This window comes from Bradyrhizobium arachidis, assembly GCF_024758505.1.
In the GTDB taxonomy this organism is placed as follows: Bacteria; Pseudomonadota; Alphaproteobacteria; order Rhizobiales; family Xanthobacteraceae; genus Bradyrhizobium; species Bradyrhizobium manausense_C.
The window spans coordinates 9,143,126-9,168,509 of record NZ_CP077970.1 but is presented as its reverse complement, the minus strand read 5'-3'; the positions used below and the strand labels follow the sequence as shown (position 1 = coordinate 9,168,509).

Annotated in this window: 24 protein-coding genes; 13 read left to right on the top strand and 11 right to left on the bottom strand. The window is 64.0% G+C overall.

From position 1 onward, the window contains the following. Positions 1 to 115: 115 nt before the first annotated feature. Entirely contained in the window at positions 116 to 1,156 is a 1,041-nt protein-coding gene (gene gtdA, locus KUF59_RS42735) for a gentisate 1,2-dioxygenase (protein ID WP_212458041.1), read from the bottom strand. A 185-nt stretch (positions 1,157 to 1,341) separates the two neighbouring features. On the opposite strand from gtdA, the gene maiA reads away from it, so the two are divergent. Together maiA and KUF59_RS42725 are read left to right on the top strand one after the other, a co-directional pair. Beyond that, positions 1,342 to 1,974 carry a maleylacetoacetate isomerase gene (gene maiA, locus KUF59_RS42730; protein ID WP_212458040.1) on the top strand — a complete coding sequence of 211 codons (633 nt, stop codon included), beginning with the start codon at positions 1,342 to 1,344 and terminating at the stop codon, positions 1,972 to 1,974. Continuing rightward, complete coding sequence (locus KUF59_RS42725; RefSeq protein ID WP_212458039.1) at positions 1,964 to 2,476, top strand: MarR family winged helix-turn-helix transcriptional regulator; 513 nt, start codon at positions 1,964 to 1,966, stop codon at positions 2,474 to 2,476. Before maiA ends, KUF59_RS42725 begins: the two co-directional genes overlap by 11 nt. Positions 2,477 to 2,702: 226 nt before the next feature. Here KUF59_RS42725 and KUF59_RS42720 read toward each other — a convergent pair whose 3' ends face one another. The 5 genes from KUF59_RS42720 to KUF59_RS42700 all read right to left on the bottom strand — a co-directional run bounded on the left by KUF59_RS42720 (position 2,703) and on the right by KUF59_RS42700 (position 7,908). Further along, on the bottom strand, positions 2,703 to 4,316 hold the full coding sequence (locus KUF59_RS42720) for a benzoate-CoA ligase family protein (RefSeq protein WP_212458038.1): 1,614 nt from the start codon (positions 4,314 to 4,316) through the stop codon (positions 2,703 to 2,705). Then, complete coding sequence (locus tag KUF59_RS42715) at positions 4,313 to 5,452, bottom strand: FAD-dependent monooxygenase (RefSeq protein ID WP_212458037.1); 1,140 nt, start codon at positions 5,450 to 5,452, stop codon at positions 4,313 to 4,315. Before KUF59_RS42715 ends, KUF59_RS42720 begins: the two co-directional genes overlap by 4 nt. Positions 5,453 to 5,549: 97 nt before the next feature. Beyond that, positions 5,550 to 5,765, bottom strand: coding sequence for a hypothetical protein (locus KUF59_RS42710; protein WP_212458036.1), 216 nt, complete (start codon positions 5,763 to 5,765; stop codon positions 5,550 to 5,552). Between the two features lie 138 nt (positions 5,766 to 5,903). Then, entirely contained in the window at positions 5,904 to 6,740 is an 837-nt protein-coding gene (locus tag KUF59_RS42705) for a cysteine rich repeat-containing protein (RefSeq protein WP_212458035.1), read from the bottom strand. 166 nt (positions 6,741 to 6,906) lie between these two features. Continuing rightward, positions 6,907 to 7,908 (bottom strand): NADP-dependent oxidoreductase, encoded by a 1,002-nt coding sequence (locus KUF59_RS42700; protein WP_212458034.1) that lies wholly within the window; start codon positions 7,906 to 7,908, stop codon positions 6,907 to 6,909. 221 nt (positions 7,909 to 8,129) lie between these two features. Between KUF59_RS42700 and KUF59_RS42695 the strand changes: the two genes are divergently transcribed. Then, positions 8,130 to 9,428, top strand: a complete 1,299-nt coding sequence (locus KUF59_RS42695; protein ID WP_212458033.1) for a dicarboxylate/amino acid:cation symporter — start codon at positions 8,130 to 8,132, stop codon at positions 9,426 to 9,428. Positions 9,429 to 9,437: 9 nt separating this feature from the next. Continuing rightward, on the top strand, positions 9,438 to 10,364 hold the full coding sequence (locus KUF59_RS42690; protein WP_212458032.1) for an amino acid ABC transporter substrate-binding protein: 927 nt from the start codon (positions 9,438 to 9,440) through the stop codon (positions 10,362 to 10,364). Positions 10,365 to 10,578: 214 nt separating this feature from the next. Here KUF59_RS42690 and KUF59_RS42685 read toward each other — a convergent pair whose 3' ends face one another. Then, positions 10,579 to 11,487, bottom strand: a complete 909-nt coding sequence (locus KUF59_RS42685; RefSeq protein WP_212458031.1) for an ATP-grasp domain-containing protein — start codon at positions 11,485 to 11,487, stop codon at positions 10,579 to 10,581. 56 nt (positions 11,488 to 11,543) lie between these two features. Here KUF59_RS42685 and KUF59_RS42680 point away from each other — a divergent pair, with 56 nt between their 5' ends. The 4 genes from KUF59_RS42680 to KUF59_RS42665 all read left to right on the top strand — a co-directional run bounded on the left by KUF59_RS42680 (position 11,544) and on the right by KUF59_RS42665 (position 15,695). Further along, a complete protein-coding gene (locus KUF59_RS42680; protein ID WP_212458030.1) occupies positions 11,544 to 11,702 on the top strand; it encodes a hypothetical protein in 159 nt (52 codons plus the stop codon). Positions 11,703 to 11,875: 173 nt separating this feature from the next. Further along, on the top strand, positions 11,876 to 12,649 hold the full coding sequence (locus KUF59_RS42675; protein WP_212458029.1) for a ferredoxin--NADP reductase: 774 nt from the start codon (positions 11,876 to 11,878) through the stop codon (positions 12,647 to 12,649). Between the two features lie 323 nt (positions 12,650 to 12,972). Continuing rightward, the gene (locus tag KUF59_RS42670; RefSeq protein ID WP_212458028.1) at positions 12,973 to 13,851 is read left to right on the top strand and encodes a patatin-like phospholipase family protein; all 879 of its coding nucleotides are present in this window, start codon (positions 12,973 to 12,975) and stop codon (positions 13,849 to 13,851) included. A 218-nt stretch (positions 13,852 to 14,069) separates the two neighbouring features. After that, positions 14,070 to 15,695 (top strand): FMN-binding glutamate synthase family protein, encoded by a 1,626-nt coding sequence (locus KUF59_RS42665; RefSeq protein WP_212458027.1) that lies wholly within the window; start codon positions 14,070 to 14,072, stop codon positions 15,693 to 15,695. 46 nt (positions 15,696 to 15,741) lie between these two features. Here the strand turns inward: KUF59_RS42665 and KUF59_RS42660 are convergent, their stop codons facing one another. The 4 genes from KUF59_RS42660 to KUF59_RS42645 all read right to left on the bottom strand — a co-directional run bounded on the left by KUF59_RS42660 (position 15,742) and on the right by KUF59_RS42645 (position 20,847). Then, complete coding sequence (locus KUF59_RS42660; protein ID WP_212458026.1) at positions 15,742 to 17,037, bottom strand: hemolysin family protein; 1,296 nt, start codon at positions 17,035 to 17,037, stop codon at positions 15,742 to 15,744. A gap of 220 nt (positions 17,038 to 17,257) precedes the next feature. Beyond that, positions 17,258 to 19,195 carry a carbohydrate porin gene (locus KUF59_RS42655; protein WP_212458178.1) on the bottom strand — a complete coding sequence of 646 codons (1,938 nt, stop codon included), beginning with the start codon at positions 19,193 to 19,195 and terminating at the stop codon, positions 17,258 to 17,260. 440 nt (positions 19,196 to 19,635) lie between these two features. After that, on the bottom strand, positions 19,636 to 19,902 hold the full coding sequence (locus KUF59_RS42650) for a hypothetical protein (protein ID WP_212458025.1): 267 nt from the start codon (positions 19,900 to 19,902) through the stop codon (positions 19,636 to 19,638). Between the two features lie 138 nt (positions 19,903 to 20,040). Continuing rightward, positions 20,041 to 20,847 carry a creatininase family protein gene (locus KUF59_RS42645; RefSeq protein ID WP_212458024.1) on the bottom strand — a complete coding sequence of 269 codons (807 nt, stop codon included), beginning with the start codon at positions 20,845 to 20,847 and terminating at the stop codon, positions 20,041 to 20,043. Positions 20,848 to 20,996: 149 nt separating this feature from the next. Here KUF59_RS42645 and KUF59_RS42640 point away from each other — a divergent pair, with 149 nt between their 5' ends. Genes KUF59_RS42640 through KUF59_RS42620 form a run of 5 tightly spaced genes read left to right on the top strand, consistent with a single transcriptional unit; the run spans position 20,997 to position 25,326 of the window. After that, positions 20,997 to 22,016 (top strand): ABC transporter substrate-binding protein, encoded by a 1,020-nt coding sequence (locus KUF59_RS42640; RefSeq protein ID WP_212458023.1) that lies wholly within the window; start codon positions 20,997 to 20,999, stop codon positions 22,014 to 22,016. A 7-nt stretch (positions 22,017 to 22,023) separates the two neighbouring features. Next, entirely contained in the window at positions 22,024 to 22,839 is an 816-nt protein-coding gene (locus KUF59_RS42635; protein ID WP_212458022.1) for an ABC transporter ATP-binding protein, read from the top strand. Beyond that, the gene (locus tag KUF59_RS42630; protein ID WP_212458021.1) at positions 22,836 to 23,651 is read left to right on the top strand and encodes an ABC transporter permease; all 816 of its coding nucleotides are present in this window, start codon (positions 22,836 to 22,838) and stop codon (positions 23,649 to 23,651) included. The genes KUF59_RS42635 and KUF59_RS42630 overlap by 4 nt, the downstream gene beginning before the upstream one ends. Continuing rightward, a complete protein-coding gene (locus KUF59_RS42625; protein WP_212458020.1) occupies positions 23,651 to 24,640 on the top strand; it encodes a 2-hydroxyacid dehydrogenase in 990 nt (329 codons plus the stop codon). Before KUF59_RS42630 ends, KUF59_RS42625 begins: the two co-directional genes overlap by 1 nt. Next, on the top strand, positions 24,640 to 25,326 hold the full coding sequence (locus KUF59_RS42620; RefSeq protein WP_212458019.1) for an AprI/Inh family metalloprotease inhibitor: 687 nt from the start codon (positions 24,640 to 24,642) through the stop codon (positions 25,324 to 25,326). The genes KUF59_RS42625 and KUF59_RS42620 overlap by 1 nt, the downstream gene beginning before the upstream one ends. Positions 25,327 to 25,384: the final 58 nt, after the last annotated feature.

Below are 25,384 nucleotides of genomic sequence, written 5' to 3'. Positions count from 1 at the left end.
ATCCGCGCTGCCGTAGGGTGGGTTAGCGAAGCGTAACCCACCACCTTATATTTTCGACGCGGAGGAATGGATGGTGGATTACGCCTTCGGCCAATCCACCTACGAGACCCGCGCCTCACGCATTCCCGCGATCTTCCCGGAACAGATCCAGCTTCTGCTGCACCGGGCGATCGGAGAAGCTGAACAGCACGGCGTCGGCATCGGCCTCGTGCGTCACCCAATGCCAGCTCGGGGCGACGAAGAGATCGCGCGGGCCCCATTCAAATGTCTGGTCGCCGATGCGGCTGCGGCCCTTGCCTTCGATGGCGCAGAACACGGTGGCGTCGGTCGAGCGGTAGCGCGCGGTCTTGAAGCCCTTCGGCAAAAGCTGGATGAAGGTGCCGATCGTCGGCATCGCATAATCGCCGGTCTCGGGGTTGCTGAATTTGAGCTTCAGTCCGTGACAGGCGTCCCATTCCTCGCGCAGTTTTGCCCGCTCCAGCGCCTCGCGGGTGTGGGCGTAGGGATAGCTGAAGATCGGCGACGTCTTCGACGATCGCTTCGTATCGACCGGCAGCAGATTGTGACCGTAGCGCGCAAAGCTGTCGCCGGCGGGTTTTGTGATCTTCTGTTGGTCTTCCTTGGAGCCTTCCGCAAACGAGCAGTCGAAGAACTGCACCAGGGGAATGTCGAGCCCGTCGAGCCAGAACATCGGCTCGTCGGTTTCGTTGGAATGATCGTGCCAGGTCATCGACGGCGTGATGATGAAATCGCCGGGCTCCATCGCGGTACGCTCGCCGTCGACGGCGGTGTGCGCGCCCTTGCCCTCCAGCACGAAGCGCAGCGCCGACTGGCTGTGCCGGTGTGCCGGGGCGACATCGCCGGGGACGACCATCTGGACGCCGGCATAGAGCGAGGTCGTGATTTTTGACTGTCCGCGCAGGCCGGGGTTCTCAAGCACCAGAACGCGCCGCTCGGCTTCCTTGGCGGTGATCAGCTTGCCTGCCTCGGTCATGTAGTCGCGGATGATTTCGAACTTCCAAAGGTGAGGCCGGCAGGCGCTCTTCGGCTCCGGCGTGATCAGGTCGCTCATGACCGTCCACAGCGCGGTGAGGTTTTCGCCGTCGATCTTCTTGTAGAACGCCTCGCGTTCCGGCGTCTTGGTCACGGCTTCCATGGCGAGCCTCCCGTAGCTTCGAGATTGACAGTATACTGACAATCTAGGTAGCGTCAACTTGACGATTGCCGTTAGTTGGCGTCATTCCGGAGCGCGAACCCGGAATCTCGAGATTCCGGGTTCGATGCTGACGCATCGCCCCGGAATGACGGGAGCGAAACAGCAATATCCGAGGGAGGGTTCCGATGAAGCTGCACGGCTATTTCCGCTCCAGCGCGGCCTACCGGGTGCGGATCGCCCTGAACCTGAAGGGGCTGAGTGCGGAGCATCTGCCGCATCATCTTCGCAAGGGCGAGCAGAGTGCGCCCGCCTATCTCGCCATCAATCCGCAAGGGCTGGTGCCGGCGCTGGAGAACGATGCCGGCGCGATCCTGACCCAGTCGCTCGCCATCATCGAATGGCTGGACGAGACCCATCCCGCGCCCGCGCTGCTGCCGAAAGATCCGCTGCGCCGCGCAAAGGTGCGGGCCTTTGCGCAGGCGATCGCCTGCGACACCCATCCGGTGCAGAATTTGAAAGTGCTGTCGCGCCTGCGCGAGCTAGGCCTGGCGGAGGAGAAGGTCACGGAGTGGGCCGCCTGGGTCAATCGCGAGGGGCTGTCGGCCTGCGAGACCCTGATCAAGGACGAAGCCGGCCCGTTCTGCTTCGGCGACGCGCCGACCTTGGCCGATCTCTGCCTCGTCCCGCAGCTCGGCAATGCGCGTCGCTTCGGCGTCGACGTGTCAGCCTATCCGCGCCTGCTCGAGGCCGAGGCGGCGGCCAAGGCGCTGCCCGCCTTCGTCAACGCTGCACCGGAGCGGCAGCCCGATGCCGAGTAAGCCGCCGCCTCCGATCACGATGGACGCGGTCTACGCCGCGCCGGGCTATCTGTTCCGGCGCATGCAGCAGATCGCGGTGTCGATCTTCATGGAGGAGTGCCGGGATTTTGACCTGACGCCGGTGCAATACGCAGCCCTGGTTGCGATCCACACCCATCCCGGCATCGACGCGACGCGACTGTCGGCCGTGATCGCCTTCGACCGCTCGACGCTCGGCAGCGTCATCGAGCGGCTGCAGGCCAAGCAATATATCGAGCGAAAACCCTCGCCGGAGGACAAGCGGATCAAGCTGCTCTATTTGACGAAGTCGGGGGCCGCGCTGCTCAAGGAGATCATCCCCGCCGTCGAGCGCGCCCAGGCGCGCATGCTGGAGCCGCTAAAACCCGCCGATCGCAAGACACTGATGGCGCTGCTCGTCCAGCTCGTCGACCTCAACAACGAAGCCTCCCGCGTGCCGCTGCGCGCCGAGGACGCGCTGGAGCATCTGGGGAAGGCGGGGTGAGGGCGGTGTGAGGGAGGCGGCGCCCGTCGCCTTGTTCTCCGCCGTCGTCCCGGCATTCGCCGGCACGACCGCGAAGATGTGGCTGCGCTGTTACAACAATAACGATGTCATTCCCCGCGAAAGCGGGGAATCCAGTACGCCGCGGCTTTTCCGTATTCGTCACTGCCTCTGGAATACTGGATCGCCCGCCTTCGCGGGCGATGACACCGAGAGCGCTGCACGTCCCTCACATCCTCAACAACGCCTGCCGGTCGATCTTCCCCGTTCCTGTCTTCGGCAGCTCGTCGATAAAGATCACCTCGCGCGGATATTTGTAGGGCAGCAGCTTGCCCTTGACGTAGTCCTGCAATCTCCGCGTCGTCGTGCCCTGATCGACGCTGCGGTCGTTCATGACGACCACCGCCTTCAGCGTCATGCGGCGGTCGGGCAGCTCGGCGGCGAACACGGCGCATTCGCGGATCTCGGGGTGATCGGCGAGGCACAGCTCGACCTCGAGCGGGTAGACCCACTGGCCCGAGATTTTGACGAGATCATCGGCCCGGCCGCGGAAGAAGTGAAAGCCGTCGGAGTCGCGGACGAAGCGGTCGCCGGTGTAAATCCAGCCGCCCTCGCGGATCGTCTCGGCCGATTTGTCCGGGCGATTCCAGTACAGCGGCGTGTTGGAATCGCCGCGCACCCACAAAATGCCCTCTTCGTTGTCGCCGACCTCGCGGCCCTCCTTGTCACGCAGCGCGACCTCGTAGCCGGGGACGCGCAGGCCCGCGGCGCCGAGCTTCTTCTTGTCCGGGCTGTTGCTGAGATAGATGTGCAGGACCTCGGTCGAACCGAGGCCTTCGACGATCTCGAGGCCGGTGAGCTTCTTCCAGCCGTTGAAGACTTCGGCCGAGAGCACTTCGGCGGCGGAGAGCGCCATGCGGAGCGAGGAGAAATCGGTCTTGTCGGCACCATCAGCCTTGGTCAGCGACGTATAGAGCGTCGGCAGGCCGAAGAAGACGGTGGGCTTGAAGCGTTCGATCGCCTCGAAAATCGTCGCTGGCCTGGGCTGGCCCGGCAGGAGCAGCGTCGCAGCGCCGGCCGAGAACGGGAAGGTGACCGAATTGCCAAAGCCATAGGCGAAGAAGATTTTTGGCACCGAGAAGCAGATGTCGTCCGGCCCGAGCTTCAAAACGTTCTGTGCGAAGGCCATCTCGCTATAGGCCATGTCGTGCTGGAGATGCACGATGCCCTTGGGCCGGCCGGTCGAACCGGACGAGTACATCCAGAACGCCATCTCGTTGCGATGGGTGTCGGCCTCAGTGAGCTCGGCCGGAAATTTTTCCAGCCAGCTTGCCGCGGCAAGAGCCTGCGGCACGGCGTGGCCGCCTGCCTCGCCATTGACTACGATCAGCGTGCGCAGGGCCGTGTCCTTGCAGGCCTCCGCGTTGAAGCGCGCGCAGAACTCGGCATCAGTGACCGCCACGGCCGCGCCGGAATCGGCGAGATAGAATTGCAAGAGATCCGGCGGCGTCAGCGTATTGATGAGCAGTGGCACAAAACCGGCGCGCACCGCGCCGAAGAACGCGGCCGGATAGGCCGGCGTGTCGTCGAGGAACAGCAGCACGCGCTCGCCGCGTTGCAGGCCCAGCGACGCAAGACCGTTGCCCCAGCGGCAGGCGTCGGCGCAGAGCTCGGCGTAGGTGCGTGTGCCGGCCGGGCCGATCAGCGCAAGCTTGTCGCCGCGGCCGCTGGTGAGGTTGTCGAACAGCACGCGGCTGGCATTGTAGATTTGCGGAACGGCAAAGCCGATCTCGCGCGCGCCCGGGCTGTCCGCGGGCACCTGGTCGCGAATCTCGGCGCTCATGCTGCGCTCCCGCCGTTCTTCACGCCCTCGTAGCGCGCCATGAAGGCGGGCGACATTGCGCGCAGGCGCGCATCGTCGATCCGCCCGGAGCGAGTGATGTAGCTGTAGGCAAAATCCATCAGGTCGAGCTTCATGTGGTCGGCAAAGTGTTCGTACCAGGAGGCCGAGGTGCGCGCGGCATTGACCAGCTTTTGCACGATCGGCTTACGCTCGGCCTGGTAGCGCTGCAGCGCGGTCGCCAGATGCGCGTCCGATTCCAGCGCCTTCACCAGCGCGATCGCATCCTCGATCGCGAGCCGCGTGCCCGAGCCGATCGAGAAATGCGCCGAGTGCAGGGCGTCGCCGATCAGCACCATGTTCTTGAACGACCAGTGCTCGTTCCACACCCACGGAAAATTGCGCCAGACCGATTTGTTGGAGACCAGGCAGTGGCCACCGAGGGTGTCGGCAAAGACCTCCTCGCACACGCCCTTGGACTGCTCGACGTCCTTGTAGGCAAAACCATAGGCCTGCCAGGTGGCGTGGTCGCATTCGACCAGGAACGTGCTCATGCTCGGCGAGTAGCGGTAGTGGTGGGCGTTGAAGGTGCCGCGATCGGTCTTCACAAAAGTCTGCGACAGCGTGTCGAAACGCTTTGAGGTGCCGTACCAGACGAATTTGTTCGAGGAGTAGGACAGCGAGGTGCCGAAATCGCCTTCGAACGCGCGCCTGACCGGCGAATTCAATCCGTCGGCGGCGACGATCAGGTCGTAGCCGTTCAGTTCGTCAACCGATTGGATCTGGGTGTCGAAGCGCGGCGTGACGCCGGTACCGAGCGCGCGTCGTTGCAGGAATCTGAGTAGCTCGAGGCGCCCGATCGAGGAGAAGCCAACGCCGTCGATGGCGACGCTGTCGCCGCCGAGGTTCAGCGTGATGTTCTCCCAGCTCTCCATATGCGGCGCGATCGCGTCGACCGTCTCGGGGTCGTCGGCGCGCAGGAATTCCAGCGCCTGGTCGGAGAACACGACGCCAAAACCCCAGGTCGCGTCGGCCGGGTTCTGTTCGAACAGGTCGACCTGATCCTCGGGGTGGCGCCTCTTCCAGAGATAGGCGAAGTAGAGCCCGCCAGGCCCTCCGCCAATCACGGCGATCCGCAACGTCTGCCTCCCTAATTGACAGTATACTTACTATCTGGGCTAGACTAGTCTGCTCCGGCGCCGGGCGCCAGAGGAAATATTGGCAAATCCGCCAAACTCAAACGCAGCGTTTGACGTAGACGCCGTTCACCAGCACCCTCGCGCACCTGACCGCGGGCACCGGCTTGCGCACGACGACGGCAGCGTTCGGTCCGGCACAGCCGGCGCGATAGACCCCGCGGGCGCACACCACAGCATTGGCATCGGTTGCTTCGACGAGCATGGTAGCACCGAAGGCAAGGATTGCTGACGCGATAAGCAGGAACGAACGCATGGTTTCCTCCCGGTCTTGTCGTGCTCGAAATCGAGCTTCTGGAACATGCTGTGGATCGGACAAAGCGTGCGCATGCGATCATTTCACGCGCCCGCCAGGAAGTCGACGCGCGCCGGCCCTGCCGGCGCGGCGTTGGTCTTATCGTGCGGCGAAGGGCGCCAGCACGTCCTTGCACGCGGGCGACAGCTTCGCGGCCTGGTTTGCAACGCATTGCACGATCCGGCCGCCGCCGGGCGCGACCCCGGCGCACAGCGTGCGTATGTCGGCGCTGCAGGCCGAGCGAACGATGAACAGCTCTTCGCGCGGCAGCAAGGGACGCAGCACGATCACGGTCGGCGCCGCCGCCGGAGCTGCGGCAGGCGCCGCAGCCGGCGCTGCACCCGCGGGCGCTGCCGTCGCTGCTGCACCGCCGCCTCCGGCCGCAGCGGTCACGGCTTTTTCGCAGGCCGGCGACAGTTTTGCCTTGTTCTTCTCCAGACACTGCAAGGCCGGCGCGCCGCCCGGCGGCACGCCGGCGCAGACCTTGGGATAATCGGAGCGGCATGCGCTCTTCACCGCCGAGATCTCCGCGCTCGTCGGCTGCTTGGCGGCTGCGGGTTTTTCGGCAGACGATTTGGGCGCGGCGGTGGTGGCAGCAGGTTTGGCCGCGGGCTCGGCGGCCGGCGCCGTCGTCTCGGTCTTTGGCGCAGCCGGTGCGGCTTCGGTCTTCGGCGCTGCCGCAGGCTCGATCGCGCGTACCGCGCTCTGGCACGACGACGACAGGCTCGACATGTTCTTCTGCAGGCACTGCAACGCTTCCGCGCCGCCCGGCGGGACGCTCGCGCAATGCGACTGGTAGTCGGACCGGCAGGCGGAGCGGATCGCGCTCTTCTGCGCGTCGGTCGGCGCCTGCGCCAAAGCGGGTGCTGCAACTGCGAAGAATGTTGCCGCCAGCAACGCCTTGCGCGTTGCGACACATTTCAACGTATTGAACATCTGGGTGAATTCCTGCCCTATCGGTGACGCCTGCGATTCCTGCAGGCTTCCGAAAAATGATGCGTACGCAATCGTCGCGAGTGAAGTTTCGCGACGCGCATCATTTGCCGCTTTGGCCGCTACCGCAAGTAGATTAGTGTTTCACGCAGATGTCGTGACGATGTCGTCAGAGCTTGACCATGCGCTTGCCGCGGTTCTCGCCGGCGAGCAATCCGATCAGCGCCTTGGGCGTGTTCGCAAGTCCGTCGATCACGTCCTCCTGCACCTTCAGCTTGCCCGACTTGACCCAGCCTTGCAGATCGGCGAGCGCGCGATCGTATTGCTTGGCGAAATCCATCACGATGAAGCCCTGCATGATCAGCCGCTTCACCACGATGAGGCCGGGCACGCCGCGCGGGCCGTGCGGGGACGGTGCGCCGTCATATTGCGAGACAGCGCCGCAGCAGGCGATGCGGCCAAAATTGTTCATTTGCGGAATGCAGGCTTCCAGGATGTCACCGCCGACATTGTCGAAATAGACGTCGATGCCCTTTGGCGCAGCCGCGCGCAGCGCCTTGAACGTGGCACCGTCCTTGTAGTCGACGGCGGCATCGAAGCCGAGTTCCGACATCAGCCAGTTGCACTTGTCGGCACCACCGGCGATGCCGACTACGCGGCACCCCTTGATCTTGGCGATCTGGCCGACGATCGAGCCGACCGAGCCCGCGGCCGCGGAGACGACGACGGTCTCGCCCTCCTTGGGCTTGCCGATCTCCAGGAGGCCGAAATAGGCGGTGAGGCCGGCGATGCCGAACACGCTGAGCAGATGCGTGAGCGGTTCGAGCTTTGGCATCTTGTTCAGATGTTTTGCGGGTACGGCGGCATAGTCCTGCCAGCCGGTGTCGCCGAACACGATGTCGCCGGCAGCTAACCCCGGCGCCTTCGAGGAGACGACTTCAGCGATGCCACCTCCCGCCATCACGCTGTTGGCTTCCACGGCAGATCGATAGGTCGCGCCGTGCATCCAGGCGCGGTTGGCGGCATCGAGCGAGATGTAACGCACGCGCAGCAAAGCCTCGCCATCCTTCGGTTCCGGCATCGCGCCTTCCACCATCTTGAAGTGCTCGGGTCCGAGCTTGCCGCTCGGCTTTTCCACCAGAAGAATCTGGCGATTGACGGTCCCGCTCATGGCTTTCCTCTCTGATTGCTTGGTGATTGTTCTGGCGATTATTGGTGCAGCTCGCGCGCAGAAAACGAGCAAGCCGCACTTGTTGTGCGCTGCATGAAGGCTAGATCGCTTGTTCCCGTTTCGCAACGGAAACATCCCGTTGGTCGCGCGGCACGCCAAGCGTGTTGCCGACCGCGAAAAACTGCGACACTATGAAGCGTCGGTGTCTGTGGGGGTACGCAATGTCGAACAGGTTCACGCAATACATCCTTGCCGCGATGGTGCTGGGCATCGTCATGGGCGCAGCGATCTTCAACTTCCTGCCCGATACGCGCGCCGAATGGGCCTCGTCCATCAACCTGATCGCCATGATGTTCCTGCGCCTGATCAAGATGATCATCGCGCCGCTGGTGTTCGCGACCCTGGTCGGCGGCATCGCGCATATGGGAAGCGGCGCGCGGCTCGGGCGCATCTTCGCCAAGACGATGGGCTGGTTCATCAGCGCCTCCTTCATTTCGCTGCTGCTCGGCCTCATCATGGTCAACCTGCTGCAGCCGGGCGCCAACTTCCCCGGCACGCTGCCCCAGGCGGGGCAATCGACCGGATTGCCGGTCTCGGCCTTCTCGATCGAAAAGTTCCTGACCCATCTGATCCCGACCTCGATCGCGGACGCGATGGCGCAGAACGAGATCCTGCAGATCGTGATCTTCGCCGTGTTCTTCTCGGTGGCGATGGGCTCGATGCCCGAGCGCTCGAAGCCGATTTTGGCGATGATCGACGACGTCGCCCACATCATGCTCAAGGTGACGAGCTATGTGATGCTGTTCGCGCCGCTCGCGGTCTGGGCCGCCATCACGGCAACTGTCGCCAAGAACGGCTTAGGGGTGCTCTGGAAGCTCGTCGTCTTCATGGGCGGTTTCTATCTCGCGCTTGCGATCCTGTGGGTCATCCTGGTGGTCGTCGGCTTCGTCGTGATCGGGCCGCGATACAGCCATCTCCTGAAGCTGATCCGCGAGCCGCTGATGATCGCGTTCTCCACCGCGAGCTCGGAGGCTGCCTATCCGAAGACGCTGGAGGGGTTGACCAAGTTCGGCGCCTCCTCGCGCATCTCGAGCTTCGTGCTGCCGCTCGGTTACTCCTTCAACCTCGACGGCACGATGATGTACTGCACCTTCGCGAGCATCTTCATCGCGCAGACCTATCACATCGAGATGTCGCTCGCGACGCAGCTCGCGATGCTCGCGACCTTGATGATCACCTCCAAGGGCGTTGCCGGCGTGCCGCGCGCCTCGCTGGTGGTGATCGCCTCGACGCTGGCGCAGTTCGGCATCCCCGAGGCCGGCCTGTTGATGATCATGGGCATCGACACCTTCCTCGACATGGGACGCAGCGCCACCAATGTGATCGGCAACTCGCTCGCGACCGCCGTGGTCGCGAAATGGGAAGGCGAGCTCGGGCCCGAGCATGAGCTCGGACCGGGCGAAACGGTGACGCCGGACATGGTTCCTGGCGAGGTGCCCGCCATGGCCGGCCATGGTTAGGAGCGCAACATGGGCCAGACACTGGCGAGGTCTCTGACCTCCGGCAGCCTGTGGCTCGCGGCATGCTTGCTCGCGAGCGCAGCTTCGGCGCAAACCGCCAGCGAAGGGCTGAGCCCGACGCTGTCAGCCATCAAGAGCGCGCACGTCGTGCGGCTCGGCTATCGCGAGAGCTCGCCGCCGTTCTCCTTCCTCGATCAGGCGGGCCGCCCGATCGGCTACAGCCTCGAACTCTGCGAGGCCATCGTGGAGGAGATCGGCGTCGAGGTCGACGATCCCAATCTGAGGATCGAATACGTCAAGGTCACCTCGGACGACCGCATCGATGCGGTCCTGCAGAACAAGATCGACCTCGAATGCGGCTCGACCACGGCGAATGCCGAGCGCGGCAAGCGCGTCGCGTTCTCGCCGCTGATGTTCGTCGCCGGCACCAAGCTGATGGTGCCGAAGGGCGCCACCGTCGCAGATGTCAAGGATCTCAAGGGCAAGACGGTCGTGGTGACCAAGGGCACCACCAACGAGCAGGCGATGCACGCGGTCGACAAGAAGTTCTCGCTCGGCCTGAACATCGTGACCTCGCCGGACCACGAGCAGTCGTTTCAGATGCTCGCCGACGGCAAGGCGGATGCCTTTGCGACCGACGACATCCTGCTGTTCGGCCTGATCGCGCGCCACAAGGCGCAGGACAAGTTCCGCGTCGTCGGCGACTATCTGTCCTACGATCCCTACGGCATCATGTTCAGAAAGGGCGAGCCGCAATTGTCCGCCGTGGTCGAGCGCACCTTCCGCAAGCTCGGCTCCAACCGCGACCTCGTCCCGCTCTACAACAAATGGTTCACCGCGCGCCTCCCCACCGGCGAACGCCTGAACGTGCCGATCTCGCTGCAACTCGAGGAGGCCTTCAAGGCAATGGACGATTCAGCGAGCGCGAATAATTAGTGACGCTGCATCGTTGATGCGCTGAGTGGCCGGCTCTTACCCTCCTCTGGAGGGGGAGGGTCGGCTCACTTTGAGCGCAGCGAAATGTGAGCCGGGGTGGGGTGATCTCTCCACTCGGGCAGTGTTCGGTGTGGAGCGACCGTCACCCCACCCCGCTCGCGCTGCGCGCGATCGACCCTCCCCCTCCAGGGGAGGGTAAGGTCACCGCGACGCTTCACCGCTCAAACACCCTATCCAGCGCCGCGGCGTACGTCGCATGCGCGAGCTCCGGATAGAGTCGTCCGAGCGCCTCCATCATCACGCCGGAGTTGATCTCCAGCACCTTCCAGGCGCCGCCGGTGCGGACGATGTCGATCGAGGCGAAGCGGATGCCGATGGCGCGGGCGGCAGCGGCGGCGATCGCGACGCAGGCGGTGCGGACGTCCCCATCCTCGATCAGCACGGGTTTTGCGCCGGCGTCGAGATTGTGGCGCCAGTTCAGGATGCGGCGTTCCCCGGTCGGCACCACGGCGTCGAGCGCATCGGTCGCGATATCGCCGAGCCGTGCTTCGAGCGCGGCGGCGCGTGCCAGCTCGCGCAAGGTGTGCGCGCCGTCGCCTGTGACCGACGGACGCTCCTTGCGGTAGACGACCATCGGCGTCTCATCGAGCAGGATGACGCGGACCTCCTCCTCAATGTCGACGAAAGGTGAGATCACCAGCGCCTGGCTGGCCGTGAAGATTTTTTCGACGGCGAGCCGGAGCTCCTGCGCGTTCGTCACCCTGGTCACCAGCCGGCCGGCCGTTCCTTCATTGGGCTTCAGCACGAGGCCTTGCGGGTTGTCGGCGAGCAGCGCGCCCATCGCCGCCTCCGCCCCGGGCGCGGGGACGAGCTTTGGATCAATGAAGAGACGATGGGGAATGCAGGGCACACCCGACAAGGCCAGCACCTCCGCGGCCGCCGACTTGTCGTTGGCAAGCCGGTGCGCGATCGCGCTGTTGAGGCCGATGTCGTAGCCGAAGGCGAAATGGCGCCGTTCGCCGCGACGCATCGCGATCAGCCAGCCGTCGGCCCGCACGTCGATATCGACAGCGTGGCGCGCGCAATAGTGCCTGATGGCCTCTGCGAAGATCCGCTCGGACATGTTTTGAACCGTCCCATCCGCGAAAACCGCCGTCATGCGGAAATCAGCGACCTGCCATGGCAGAAATCAGAGCTATTCTTAATGAATTTTGCGCGAGCGGGATGGAAATTAAGTGCTGTGGGCGAGCCCCGCAGGGAAAAGAAATTGCCCGCCGCGCGGTGCTTGCAGAAAATTCGTTAAACATGCTGCAAATCAGGCCCGAAATGCCGGTTTGACCGGCGTCAATGCGCCCGGGACGAGGTTGATTATCTGTCTCAATGGCGTAGATCACACACGCGAAATCATCCGCCATGGCAGTGGTGTACGACCTCGTTTCGGGGCCAGGGCACCTTTGTTCAAGAGCCACCCTTTTGTTCAAGACCCGCATCAATTCGGAATATCGAGACACATGAGCGCGTTCTATCGAGAGAAGGTTCTTTCCGTCCAGCACTGGACCGACACCCTGTTCAGCTTCCGTGCCACCCGCGACTCCGGTTTCCGTTTCCAGAACGGCCAGTTCGCGATGATCGGCCTCGAGGTCGACGGCCGACCGCTGCTGCGGGCCTACAGCATGGCCAGCGCCAATCACGAGGAAGAGCTGGAGTTCTTCTCGATCAAGGTTCAGGACGGCCCGCTCACCTCGCGCCTCCAGAAGATCAAGGAAGGCGACACCATTCTGGTCGGCCGCAAGGCGACCGGCACGCTGATCACCGACAACCTCATCGCCGGCAAGCGGCTGTTGCTGCTGTCCACCGGCACCGGCCTTGCGCCGTTCGCGAGCCTGATCAAGGACCCCGACGTCTATGACCGGTTCGAGAGCATCGTGCTCGTGCATGGCTGCCGCCAGGTCTCCGAGCTCGCCTATGGCGAGCAGCTCGTCGCCAACATGCAGAACGACGAACTGTTCGGACCGCTGCTGTCGGAGAAGCTGGTCTACTATCCGACCGTGACCCGCGAGCCGTTCCGCAATCGCGGCCGCATCACCGACCTCATCAACTCCAACCAGTTGTTCGAGGACATCGGCCAGGGCCCGCTCGATATCGAAACCGACCGCATCATGATGTGCGGCAGCCCCGCGATGCTCGAAGAGCTCAAGGTGATGTTCGAGGGCAAGGGCTTTGCCGAAGGCAGCGGCAACACGCCCGGCCACTTCGTGATCGAAAAGGCGTTTGTGGAGCGGTAAGGTTCTGTCGTCCCGGGCTTTGAGGGATGCCCTAGCCTCACGCACAATCGTCGTCCTGGACAAGCGAGCGGAGCGAGCGCTGATCCAGGACCCATAACCACAGGACGTGGTTTGGCGAAGACTCGGGGTTGCCCGCTCGCGCAACGACTCCTCCTTGGGGTTATGGGTCCTGGCTTTCGCCAGGACGACAGTTGAGAGCATGGCCGGCATCTCGCCCCACTCCATTTTGTTATTGGCTCGTCTTCCACGCGCGCTGCTATAACCTCCTCCCAAAACCTCGCGGCTCTATTGCAACGCGAGAGCAGGGGGGGGCGGCGTACGTCTTGTCCGTGATCGATCATGTTCGCTCGCCAAAGCCGACGGCCTTCGTGCTGGCGGGCGGCGGCAGCTTTGGTGCTATCCAGGTCGGCATGATGCATTCGCTGGCCAAGCACGGCATCGTCGCCGACCTCGTGGTCGGCTCCAGCGTCGGCGCGATCAACGGCGCCTACTATGCCGGCGATCCCACGCTGAGGGGCGTGCTCGGGCTTGAAGCGATCTGGCGCGGCCTCAGGCGTCACGACGTCTTCCCCGTCACCTGGCGCACGATGCTCGGCTTTTTGTGGCGGCGCGACTTCCTAATCCCGCATGACGGCATCCGCAAGCTGATCGACGATCATCTGCCCTATCGCAATCTCGAGGATGCAAAACTGCCGGTGCATATCGTCACGACCGACATCATCTCGGGCGATAGCGTCGTGATCTCGGAAGGCTCGGTCGCGGACGCCGTCGTTGCCTCCACCGCAATCCCCGGCGCCTTTTCGCCGGTTCCCTACCAGGACCGCTATCTCGCCGACGGCGCGATCTCCTCCAACACGCCGGTGCGGGTCGCCGTGAGCAAGGGCGCAAAGCGCCTGATCGTGCTGCCGACCGGACATGCCTGCTCCACGACCGATCCGCCGGTCGGCGCGGTGGCCAATGCGTTGCACGCGCTGACGCTGCTGATCGCGCGGCAATTGGTCGAGGAACTCGAAGAGCTCGATCCGGAGATCGAGTACTTTGTGGTGCCGCCGCTCTGTCCGCTGGTCGGCTCGCCCTATGACTTTTCGCGGACCGACGACCATATCGAACGCGCGGTGAAGAGCGCCGACGCCTGGCTGGCGCAGGACGGCCTTGCGCAACAGGGGCGGATTCCGCACGAGGCGCGCCCGCATGGTCACTGACGTGTCATTTCGGTGCGATCTATTGCGGTGCAATAGTCTTACTCATCGCCTGCCCATCGGGATGGATTGATTTGAGCGTTGCAAATTCGGTAGCTTGAAACTCGAGCCCCCGTCATATCCGTAGACGAGGCGCCGGCGTATCTCGACGAGAGGGATGGATCGTGTCCAACGTCAACAAATCGCACAACCAGCCCAGGGGACCTCTCGAGGAGGGGATCATGGAGACCCTCCTGCTTCCCTTCTCGCCACGCTTCATCATCCTGACGATCTGCGCCGTCATCACCGCGCTTCTCATCGGCATCGGCATCGTCGATCGCAAGATCTTCGACATCCTGCTGGTCCCGATCCTGATTTTCGGCGCCCTGACCCTGCTCGGCGTGCGCGATCTCCTCCAGAAGGGCCACGCGGTCCTGCGCAACTACCCCATCTCGGCGCATATCCGCTTCCTTCTCGAAGAGATACGCCCGGAGATGCGGCAGTATTTCTTCGAGAGCGAGAAGGACGGCATGCCGTTCTCGCGCGACATCCGCGCGGTCGTCTATCAGCGCGCCAAGATGCAACTCGACAAGCGGCCGTTCGGCACCCAGGAGGACGTCTACCGCGAGGGTTACGAGTGGATGCACCACTCGGTGTCGCCGAAGACTCGCGTCGAGGAGAAGTTTCGCGTCACCATCGGCGGGCCGGATTGCAAAAAGCCGTATTCGGCCTCGGTGTTCAATATTTCCGCGATGAGCTTTGGCGCGCTCAGCCCCAACGCGGTGCGCGCGCTCAATGCGGGTGCGAAGAAGGGCGCCTTCGCGCATGACACCGGCGAGGGCGGCGTCAGCCCCTATCATCGCGAGATGGGCGGCGACATCATCTGGGAAATCGGCTCCGGCTATTTCGGCTGCCGCAACAAGGACGGCAGCTTCAATCCGGACGAGTTCGCGCGCATTGCCGGCGAAGAGCAGATCAGGATGGTCGAGCTGAAGATCAGCCAGGGCGCCAAGCCCGGCCATGGCGGCGTATTGCCGGCGGCAAAAGTCTCGGAGGAGATTTCGAAGATTCGCGGCGTGTCGATGGGCGAGGACTGCATCTCGCCGGCCTCGCATCGCGCCTTCTCGACGCCGGTTGGGATGATGGAGTTCATCGCCGAGATGCGGCGTCTTTCCGGCGGCAAGCCGGCCGGCTTCAAGCTGTGCATCGGTCATCCCTGGGAGTTTCTCGCGATCTGCAAGGCGATGCTTGAGACCGGCATCTATCCGGACTTCATCGTCGTCGACGGCAATGAAGGCGGCACGGGTGCGGCGCCGCTCGAGTTCATGGACCATCTCGGCATGCCGATGCGCGAGGGCGTCAGCTTCGTCCACAATGCGCTGGTCGGCATCAACGCGCGCGACCGCATCAGGATCGGCGCGTCCGGCAAGATCGCGACCGCCTTCGACATGGCGCGCGCGATGTCGATCGGCGCGGACTGGTGCAATTCGGCGCGCGGCTTCATGTTCTCGCTCGGCTGCATCCAGTCCCTGAGCTGCCACACCGACCGTTGCCCGACCGGCGTGGCCACGCAGGACCCGACGCGTGCGCGCGCGCTCTACGTGCCGCTGAAGATCGACCGCGTCTACAATTACCACCACGCCACGCTGCACTCGCTGTCCGAGCTGATCGCGGCCGCCGGCCTCGAACATCCGCAGGAGCTGCGTCCGATCCACTTCAGCCAGCGCACCTCGACCACCGAGGTCCGCTCCTTTGCAAAACTCTATCCCGCGCTGCGTCCGGGTGAATTGCTCGACGGCACCGAGGACCAGCGCTTCCGCGACGCCTGGCAGATGGCGCGGGCGGACACGTTCCAGCCGGTGATGTGAGGCAGCGCGTCCGCATGCGCGCCCCGGACAAGGCGGCGCCGTCGTGCTACGCCGCCGCCTGCTCCCTGCGTGTCGCCAAAATCTTGTCGATTCGTCGGCCGTCGAGGTCGATCACCTCGATATGCCAGCCGCCGAGATCGAAGGCGTCGCCGACGTTGGGCAGCACGTTGAACTGCTGCAGCACGAGCCCCGCCACGGTATGGAAGCGGTGATGCCGCGGCAGCTCGATGCCGAGCAACTCGCCGAATTCGTCGACCGGCATCCAGCCCTCGATCAGCAGCGAATCATCTGATCGCTTGACGTAGGCCGGCTCCGGCGGTCCTTCCTCGGAGTGGAAGGCGCCGACGATCGATTCCAATATGTCGGCCGCGGTGACCACGCCTTCGAAGCCGCCATATTCGTCATAGACGAGACCGACATGAACCGGTGCCGCCCTTAGGATCGCGAGCACGTCGCGCGCGTCCGCCGAGGCCGGAATGCCCGGAGCCTCGCGCACCAGCGCGCGCAGATCCGGCGAGCGTTCGTTCATGTAGGCGACCAGCAGATCCTTGGCCTGGAGCACGCCGATCGGCCTTTCGCGGTCGCCGTCGGAGGCGGGAAAGCGCGAATGCGGGCTTTTTGCGATGATCTCGCGGATATCAGCCGGATCGTCGCTGAGATCGATCTCGTCGACCTCGGTGCGCGGCGTCATGACGGCGCCGACCGGCCGGTCGCCGAGCCGCATCACGCCCGCGATCATCTCCTTCTCGCCGGGCTCCAGCACGCCGGCGCTCTCGGCTTCGTGGACGATGTGATGGATCTCGTCCTCGGAAACCGTCTCCTCCGCCTTGCCGCCGCGGCCGAGCAGCGTGAGGATGACCTTGCCGGAGAGGTCGAGCAGCAGCACCAGCGGCAGCGAGATTTTTGCAAGCAGCTCCATCGCCGGTGCGACCTTCACGGCGATGCTTTCGGGATCGCGCAGCGCCACCTGTTTCGGCACGAGCTCGCCGACGATCAGGGTCGCATAGGTGATCACGGTGACGACGATGCCGACGCCGACGATGTCGGCCGCCCCCGACGACAGCCCGAGCTCGACCAGCCATTGCGCCAGCCGTTGTCCGAGCGTCGCGCCGGAGAACGCGCCGGAGAGTACGCCCACCAGCGTGATGCCGATCTGAACCGTCGACAGGAACCGTCCGGGATCCGACGCCAGGGCCAGTGCGCGCTGGGCGCCGCGTACGCCCCTGTTGGCGAGGATGGCCAGGCGCGCCGGGCGCGACGAGACGACGGCGAGCTCCGACATGGAGAGCAGGCCGTTGACGACAATCAGGACGACGACGATAGCGAGTTCGAGGGAGAGCATTGCACGCGAATGATTGGAGGCACCTGGTCAGGCGGTCGCCGGACCAAACCCACTATATAGGCATTCGACGCTGACATTGCCGGGTTCCGCCCAAATTGCCGCAGGCGGAAATAGAGCCTTTTCCGTTCCGATGGAATCGGATCGGGGCTCTCGATTCTCGTTTTGACGCGTTTTCTTGACGCGAACCGGTGTCCACTTCGCTCGAAAAACGCTCTATCCCTCAGAACTCCCCGTGCAGCCGCCCCGAGAAGATCGAGACCGGGCCGCGATCGGCGTTATAGGCGGGGTTGGTGATGAGCTGGTAGTCGGCTGTGAAGGTGAAGCTCTTGTTCAGCGCATAGGCATAGTACGCCTCGAGGATGCGCTCCTTGCGGTAGTTGAGCGCGCCGTCGCCGACGAGCACGCCGAGCCCACCGGCGGCGAGGAAATCGCGATAGTCCTGCGAGATGGCGTTGACGGCGCCGCCGATGCCGATTACGTCGTCGGGCCGGCCCCATTTGGTTCCCTTGATCGACAATCCGGCCGACAGGCTGCGATGGATGTCGGTGAAGGCCAGCGTTTCGGTGTGGCCATCGTTCCAGCTCCAGCGGCTGAACAGGCCGACATCGTCTGTGATCGCCTGTTCGAGATTGAGCACATAGCCGTATTTCAGCCGGCCGCGGCGCGTCTGCGAGATGTCGAGATTGAGCGCGGGATTGTCCAGCGTCTCGCGAAAACTGCCCATGTTGGCGCTGTCGACCCAGCCGATGGTCCTGAGCTTGCCGGGCTGCGAGAACAATGAGAAACGCGTCTCCAGCTCGATCAGATACTGGCCGCGCTCGGGGACCCTGGTGTCGAAATGGTTCGAGTTGGACTCCGCCACCATCAGGAAATAGCCGCCGCGCAGCGCCCAGTTCTTCTGGTTGAGCTCGGCGGTGACGCCATAGGTGAGGCCGACCTTGTCGGCCGAATAGTCGAAGGCGCCCGGCGCCCATAGCGACCAGTTCATGAAATCCTTGCGGGTGTCCTTGGCGTAGGCGTTGCCGTCGAACACGTCGATCACGGGGAATTTGCCGGCCTGAATGGTCAGGCGCGAGACGTCGACCTTTTGCCCGAGCTGCAACTGGCCGCTCGCGAGCTCCTCCTGCTCGCCACCAAAACCAAAGGTCTGGCGCAGGAACAGGCGCGAGGTGTTGTAGTGCGGGTAGGGGAAGTTCGATTTCTGCGCCTCGCCATTCGGGAAGCCCGCGGCGCCGACCGTGTCGTTCAACCCAAAACCCTGGAGCAGTTCGGGGTTGTAATAGACCTCGCCGCCCTCCCACAGCCGCGCGTTCAGGAACAGGCTGTTGCTCCAGGTCGCCTTGGCCTGCGCCGACGGAGAGAGCGAGTTCGGTCCAGTGTAGAGCGCGCGGAAGGATCCGTAGCCCTGCGGCAGATAGGTGCTCTGGCCGTGGATCTCCCAGCGATCCGACTCGGTGTCGATCAGCGACGATTTTGGATTGTAGCTCGGCATGCCCGGCCAATCGACCTTGCGGTTGAGGCCGAGCCTGATCGACTGGAAGTCGAGCGCCGAGGAGGTGTACTGCGCGCCCGATGCGAAGGTGACGTTGGCCGCATCGAAGCGGCTGTAGAGATATTCGAGCCGCGCGCTCCAATGCGGCGCGAAGGCGTATTCGACGCCGCCGCCCGCGATCCAGCCCGGCCTCGTGTTCAGGATTTTTGGATCGACGCCGACGGCAGGCGTGTTGAAATAGCGCTCGCCCATCCATGCGAAGCCGCCGGTTGCGTAGAGCAGCCACGGACCGCTGGTGTAGCCGACGCGGCCGCGCAGGCTTGCGGTGTAGTCCCATTGCTGGGTGACGTCGTTGGCGCCCGACGCCAGCGCCGAGACGATCGAGTTCGAGATGATGTAGTTGGGAAACGAGAAATCGCCTTCGACGCCGACGAGCAGGCCAGAGTTGAGCCGATAGTTGTAGCCGGCCTGCACGCCCCCGATCATGCCGCTGAAGACGCCGTTGCCGGTGATCGCCGCGGGGTCACTCAGGACGAAATTCGAGGAGCCGCGGCCATAGCCTGCATGCGCGCCGATATAAAATCCGGTCCAGTCGTAGACGGCCTTCCACGCCGGCGTCTTCAGCGGCAGATCGGCCGCCGGCGCCGCCTCATTGACGGCCAGCATGCCCAAGGTGGTCACGAAGGCGCTCGCGGCGGAAGCTCGCAATAATCGTAGACGCTTTACTCTCACCCCGCCGCCCCCAAGCGCGAATTGTCCCCACCGGCCCCGGTATCCCTGCAGATTCGGGGCGATCCTGTCATCAGCGGGGTTGGATGTCGCCAGTTCGACCAGATGATCGCCGACCGACGCGGTTTCTTCCCAAGTCCCGGTAATGTCTCAGAACCTTATTGCGAGTAATTCGCAATAGCAACTAGCGCGATTCACCGCAGAGATGGGTTCGCATCCGAGTGTGACGGGGGTGCAACAACCCAAAGCGTCTTCCAGCGCCCCAAAATGATGACCCGCCCGGGGGGACAACCGGGCGGGTCGGGGGCACGACACGGGGTGGATGAGGCGCCCGTGTCGGACGCAGGATCCACTAAGGAATCGGCCTCAGCAGGAAATCAGTAGCAGGTGCGGACGCGGCCCATGTAACGGCCGAAGGCGTCATACTGGGCGACCCAGCCGCAGCGGGTGTAGCCGTAGCCATAGGGATAAGGGTTGCTGGCGGCGACCGCGGTGCCGACGATGGCGGCGGTGGCGATGCCGGCTCCGACGCCCCAGCCCCAGCCGAGCGGCTTGGCCTGGGCGGTCGAGGTGGTGGTCGCAACGCTGGCGGTGATGGTCAGGGCTGCAAGGGCAGCGGCGGCAATCTTGGTCTTGATCGACATTTTCAAACTCCATCCGGTTGAGGCGGCCCGTTGTGGCCCGCGTGCCAATTGGACGGAGGCTCCCCAATTCCGGTTCGAAGTGCGAAAAGTCGGCCTGCAACGCAGGCCGATTTCCGAGGAATCTCAGCAGGATGGGAGCTAGGCGAGGGGTCCGGCTTTGAGCCTGTTCACGTCGAAGTTATCGACCTCGGCGAGCAGCTCGCAGAAGGCGCGCGCGCCGTGATCGATGAGCGCTTCGCCCTTCTCGGGCGAGGCCAGCGTCGCGTTGCCGACGGCACCGCTTTCGTGCAGATCCTGCGCCTGCCAGGCGAAGGGCGCGGGTCGTTGCGTCGACAGCCAGCGATACTGCTTTTCCATCGCAACGCTGCTCGGCTGGAAATCGGCGATCGCCTCCATGCGCACATGCGCCGGATATTTTGCGAGCATGATCGACGTCTCGACCGCGCCGCCATGAATGCCGTGGCGCACCTCATCGGCGGTGAACAGCTTGTCCGCGCCGCAGAGTCGCGACCATGACGTCGTCACCACGAAAAGCTTGTGGTGGGCGCGCAGATCCTGGGCGACCAGCATCATCGCAGCACTATTGCCGCCATGGCTGGTGACGATGACGAGCTTGCGCAGGCCGGCCTGGGCGACGTCCTCGCCGATCGCGGTCCAGCTCTTCAGCGCAGCCTCGGTCGGCAGCGTCAGCGTGCCCGGATAGTCGATATGTTCGGTGGAAATCCCGACGGGTTGAACGGGCAGGAACGTGGCCGGGACAGTGTCCGGCAGTAACTCGCCGACGCGCGCGAGATAGGCATCCGCGATCATCACGTCGGTCTCGAGCGGCAGATGCGGGCCATGCTGCTCGGTCGCCGCCAGCGGCAGCACCGCGATCCATCGCGCCCGGTCGCCAGGCGCCGTGTCGGGCCAGCGGATCTCGGTCCAGTCGCGGGGCGGTGTCATCGAGGTTTCTTTGCGCGAATTTGCACGGTAGTTTGTCGGTCTCTTCCCAAGGGGGCGCCGCTCGCTAGCGCCGCGTCCCCCAAAATCTCCAAAGTTGTCCCTATAAGGTTGTCCCTATCATGGGCCAGAACGATCGACGGAGTCCAATCATGCGCCCCATTCATCTCGGCCGAGCGTTAACGGGTGCGCTCGCTGCGGCTCTGCTCGCGATGCTGCCCGCGCGGGCCGAAACCCTGGACAAGGTGTCCTTCGGCACCAACTGGGTCGCCGAGGCCGAGCATGGCGGCTTCTTCCAGGCGGCCGCCGACGGCACCTACAAGAAGTACGGCCTCGACGTCACCATCGTTCCCGGCGGTCCCAACGACAACAACCGGATGCTGCTGATCGCCGGCAAGATCGACTTCTTCATGGCCGCGAACACGCTGATGTCGTTCGATGCAGTCGCCAACAACGTGCCCGTGATCACGGTCGCCGCGATGTTCCAGAAGGATCCGCAGGTGATGCTGACCCATCCGGACGTGAAACTCGGCAAGATCGACGATCTGAAGCCGCTGACGCTATTCGTCTCCAAGGAAGGCATGACCAGCTACTTCCAGTGGCTGAAGTCCGAATACGGTTTTAACGAGAAGAACGTCCGGCCCTATAATTTCAATCCGCAGCCGTTCATCGCCAACCCCAAGAGCGCGATGCAGGGCTACGTGACCTCCGAGCCGTTTGCGGTGGAGAAGGCTGCGGGCTTCAAGCCGAACGTGATCCTGCTCGCCAATTCCGGCTTCAACACCTATTCGACGCTGATCGAGACCCGCAAGGAGATCGTCGACAAGAAGCCGGACCTCGTGCAGCGCTTCGTCGATGCCTCCGTGGTCGGCTGGTACAATTATCTCTATCGCGACAATTCGGCCGGCAACGCCATGATCAAGAAGCTCAATCCGGAGATGACGGACGAGCTGCTGGCCTATTCCGTTGCCAAGATGAAGGAATTCGGCATCGTCGATTCCGGCGACTCGATGAAGGACGGCATCGGCGCGATGAGCGACGAACGCTACACCTCCTTCTTCGACAAGATGGTGAAGGCCGGCGTCATCAAGCGCGACCTCGACTACCGCAAATCCTACACGCTGCGCTTCGTCAACAAGGGTGTCGGCGTCGAGCTGCGTCCCGGCAAGTAAGCCGCCGATGTCCGATGTCACGGCATCGTCCGGGGCCAATGGCGGCCTGACGGCGCTCAGCGTGAGCTTGCGCGCCGTGACCAAGGCCTATGACAATGGCGTCATGGCGCTGGGGCCGCTCGATCTCGCGGTGCCCAAGGGCGAGTTCATCTCGCTGCTTGGGCCGTCCGGCTGCGGCAAGTCCACCGCGCTGCGCCTGATCGCGGGCCTCGCCGCGCCCAGTTCCGGCACGGTGCGGGTCGCGCGCCACGAAGGCGTCCCGCAGCCCGGGCACGGTATCGGTTTCGTGTTCCAGGAGCCGACCTTGATGCCTTGGACCAGCGTGCGCGAAAACGTGCGACTGCCGCTGAAGCTTGCGGGCGTGATGAAGCACGATGCGAACGCCCGGGTCGACGATGCGCTCGCCAGCGTTGGGCTCACCGACTTCGCCGAGGCGTTCCCGCGCGAGCTCTCGGGCGGCATGAAGATGCGGGTTTCGTTGGCGCGCGCATTGGTCACCGATCCCGACATTCTCCTGATGGACGAGCCGTTCGCCGCGCTCGACGAGATCACGCGCTTTCGCCTCAACAATGATCTGCTGACGCTGTGGCGCGGCCTGCGCAAGACCGTCATCTTCGTCACCCATTCGGTGTTCGAGTCAGTCTATCTGTCGCAGCGCGTCGTGGTGATGACGGCGCGGCCGGGGCGAATCCAGGCCGACATCCGCGTCGAGACGGTCGAGCCGCGCGGCGAGGCGTTTCGTACCTCCGCGGCCTATGCCGATTATTGCCGCCGCGTGTCAGCCGCCCTCGCGCCATCCTATTCCGGGCAGGCGGTGCTATGAGCGCGCAGCCAGCCAAACCGTCCGGCAATGGCGCGTTGCAGGCGGTGCGCTTCGTCCTGCCCGTCGTCGTGTTCGCGGCCGGCCTTCTCGCCTGGGAACTCGTGGTCCGTATCAAGCAGATCCCGCCTTACGTGCTGCCGGCGCCCTCGGCCATCATTCTTACGCTGATCAACGACTGGGGGGTGCTGTCGCAATCCCTCGCGACCACGCTTCTCACCACGCTCGAAGGGTTCATCGCGGCCGCCGTCGGCGGCATCGCGCTGGCGCTGCTCTTCAACCAGTCGAAATGGGTGGAGTATTCGCTGTTCCCCTATGCCGTCATCCTCCAGGTGACGCCTGTCATCGCGATCGCGCCGCTGCTGCTGATCTATCTGGACCAGCAGACCGCCGTCGTCGTCTGCGCCTTCATCGTCGCATTCTTTCCGGTGCTGTCGAACACCACGCTCGGGTTGAGCTCGGTCGACCGCAATCTCGCCGGCCTGTTCCAGCTTTATGGCGCGTCAAGCCAGCAAACCCTGCGTTTCCTGAAATTGCCATCGGCCCTGCCTTACATCCTGGGCGGCCTGCGCATTGCCGGCGGATTGTCGCTGATCGGCGCCGTCGTGGCCGAGATCGCGGCCGGTACGGCCGGCGCCGGCTCGGGGCTCGCCTATCGGATCGCCGAGTCAGGCTATCGTCTCAACATACCCCGCATGTTCGCAGCGCTGCTGTTGTTGTCGCTTGCCGGGATTGTCATCTATGGGCTGCTGGCGCTAATTTCCCACCTCGTTTTGCGGCGCTGGCATGAAAGCGCGCTTGGAAAGGATACCTGATGTCTACCGGTCCGATTTCGTCCGAAAAGATCGACCTTCTGATCTATGGGCCGGTGCGGCCGATCCTGGAGAACGGGTTTTCCGATCATTTCGTCGTGCATAAGGCCGAGACCCACGGCGACCTCGAGCGGCTGACGCCGGCGGTCCGCGAAAAGATTCGCGGCGTGGCGGTGACCTATCACACCGTGCGCGCCGACAAGAATTCGCTGTCGCAGCTTCCGAAGCTCGAGATCGTCTCGAATTTCGGCGTCGGCTACGATCACGTCGATACGGCCTATGCGCGCGAGCACAACATCATCGTCACCAATACCCCCGACGTGCTGACCGAAGAGGTCGCCGACGTTGCGATGGGGCTCCTGCTGGCGACCTTGCGCGAGTTCATCAAGGCCGACCGTTATGTGCGGTCCGGCCTGTGGCAGACCCAGAACTATCCGCTGAGCGTGGGCTCGCTGCGCGACCGCAAGGTCGGCATCGTCGGCATGGGCCGCATCGGCCAGGCCATCGCGCGCCGGATCGAGGCGTCGAACGTGCCCGTCGTCTATCACTCGCGCAATCCGTCGAAGGACGTCTCCTACAAGCACTATCCCGACCTGATCCAGATGGCGAAGGAAGTCGATACGCTCGTCGTCATCGTGCCCGGCGGTGCCGGCACCAACAAGATGATCAATGCCGAGGTGTTGAAGGCGCTCGGGCCCCGTGGCGTGCTGATCAACGTCGCGCGCGGTTCTGTCGTCGACGAGCCCGCGCTGATCCAGGCGCTGAAGTCAGGCACCATTCTCGCAGCCGGCCTCGACGTGTTCGCCGCCGAGCCGAACGTGCCCGACGAGTTGAAGGCGATGCAGAACGTCCTCCTGCTGCCGCATATCGGTTCGGCCTCAGTGGTCACCCGCAACGCGATGGACCAGCTCGTGGTCGACAATCTCAAGACCTGGTTCTCCGGCAAGCCGCCGCTGACGCCGGTTCCGGAAACCCCGGTGAAGGCCCGCTGATGTCGTTTTTCAGGGTTGCAGCGCTATCCGTCGTGGCGCTTGTCGCCGCGACAGGTCTTGCGCATGCGCAGGATGCCCTGAAGAAGGACATGATCGGGCAGTGGGAGCTCTCGACCACCGAGCGCAGCAAGACCTGCGTCGTCACGCTCAAAGGAGACGCTGCCGGGCAGGGCTCGAAGCTCGAGCTCGAGCCTGCCTGCAAGACCGCGCTGCCCTTCACCAAGGACATCGCGGCCTGGAGCGTGAAAGGCCTCGACATCGTGCGCCTGCAGGACGCGACCGGCGAGGCCGTGATCGACTTCACCGAGGTCGAAGCGGGCATTTTTGAAGGCCTGCGGCAGGGCGAGGGGGTCTACATTCTGCAAAACCTTGCGGCCGCCCGCTCAATGGCGAAGTCGATGGATCAGATGATCGGCGACTGGGCGATGGTGCGCGGCAACGGCCAGCCGATCTGTTCGCTCGTGCTTACCAATACCGAATCCGGCCCGGATAACTTCCAGGTCTTCGTCAAGCCGAAATGCGATCCGGCGATTGCGCAGTTCAACCCGACGCAATGGCGGCTCGAGCGCGGCCAGATCATCCTGATGTCGAAGGCGGGCGCAACCTGGCAGTTCGAGGCCGACGACAACGCGCAATGGCGGCGTGTTCCCGATACGGCCGACCCCCTGATCATGCTGCGGCAGTAGACGCCGGCCGGCTGCGAAATTTTTTCACCGCCCATGTCGATCCGGGGCCGGCTGGATC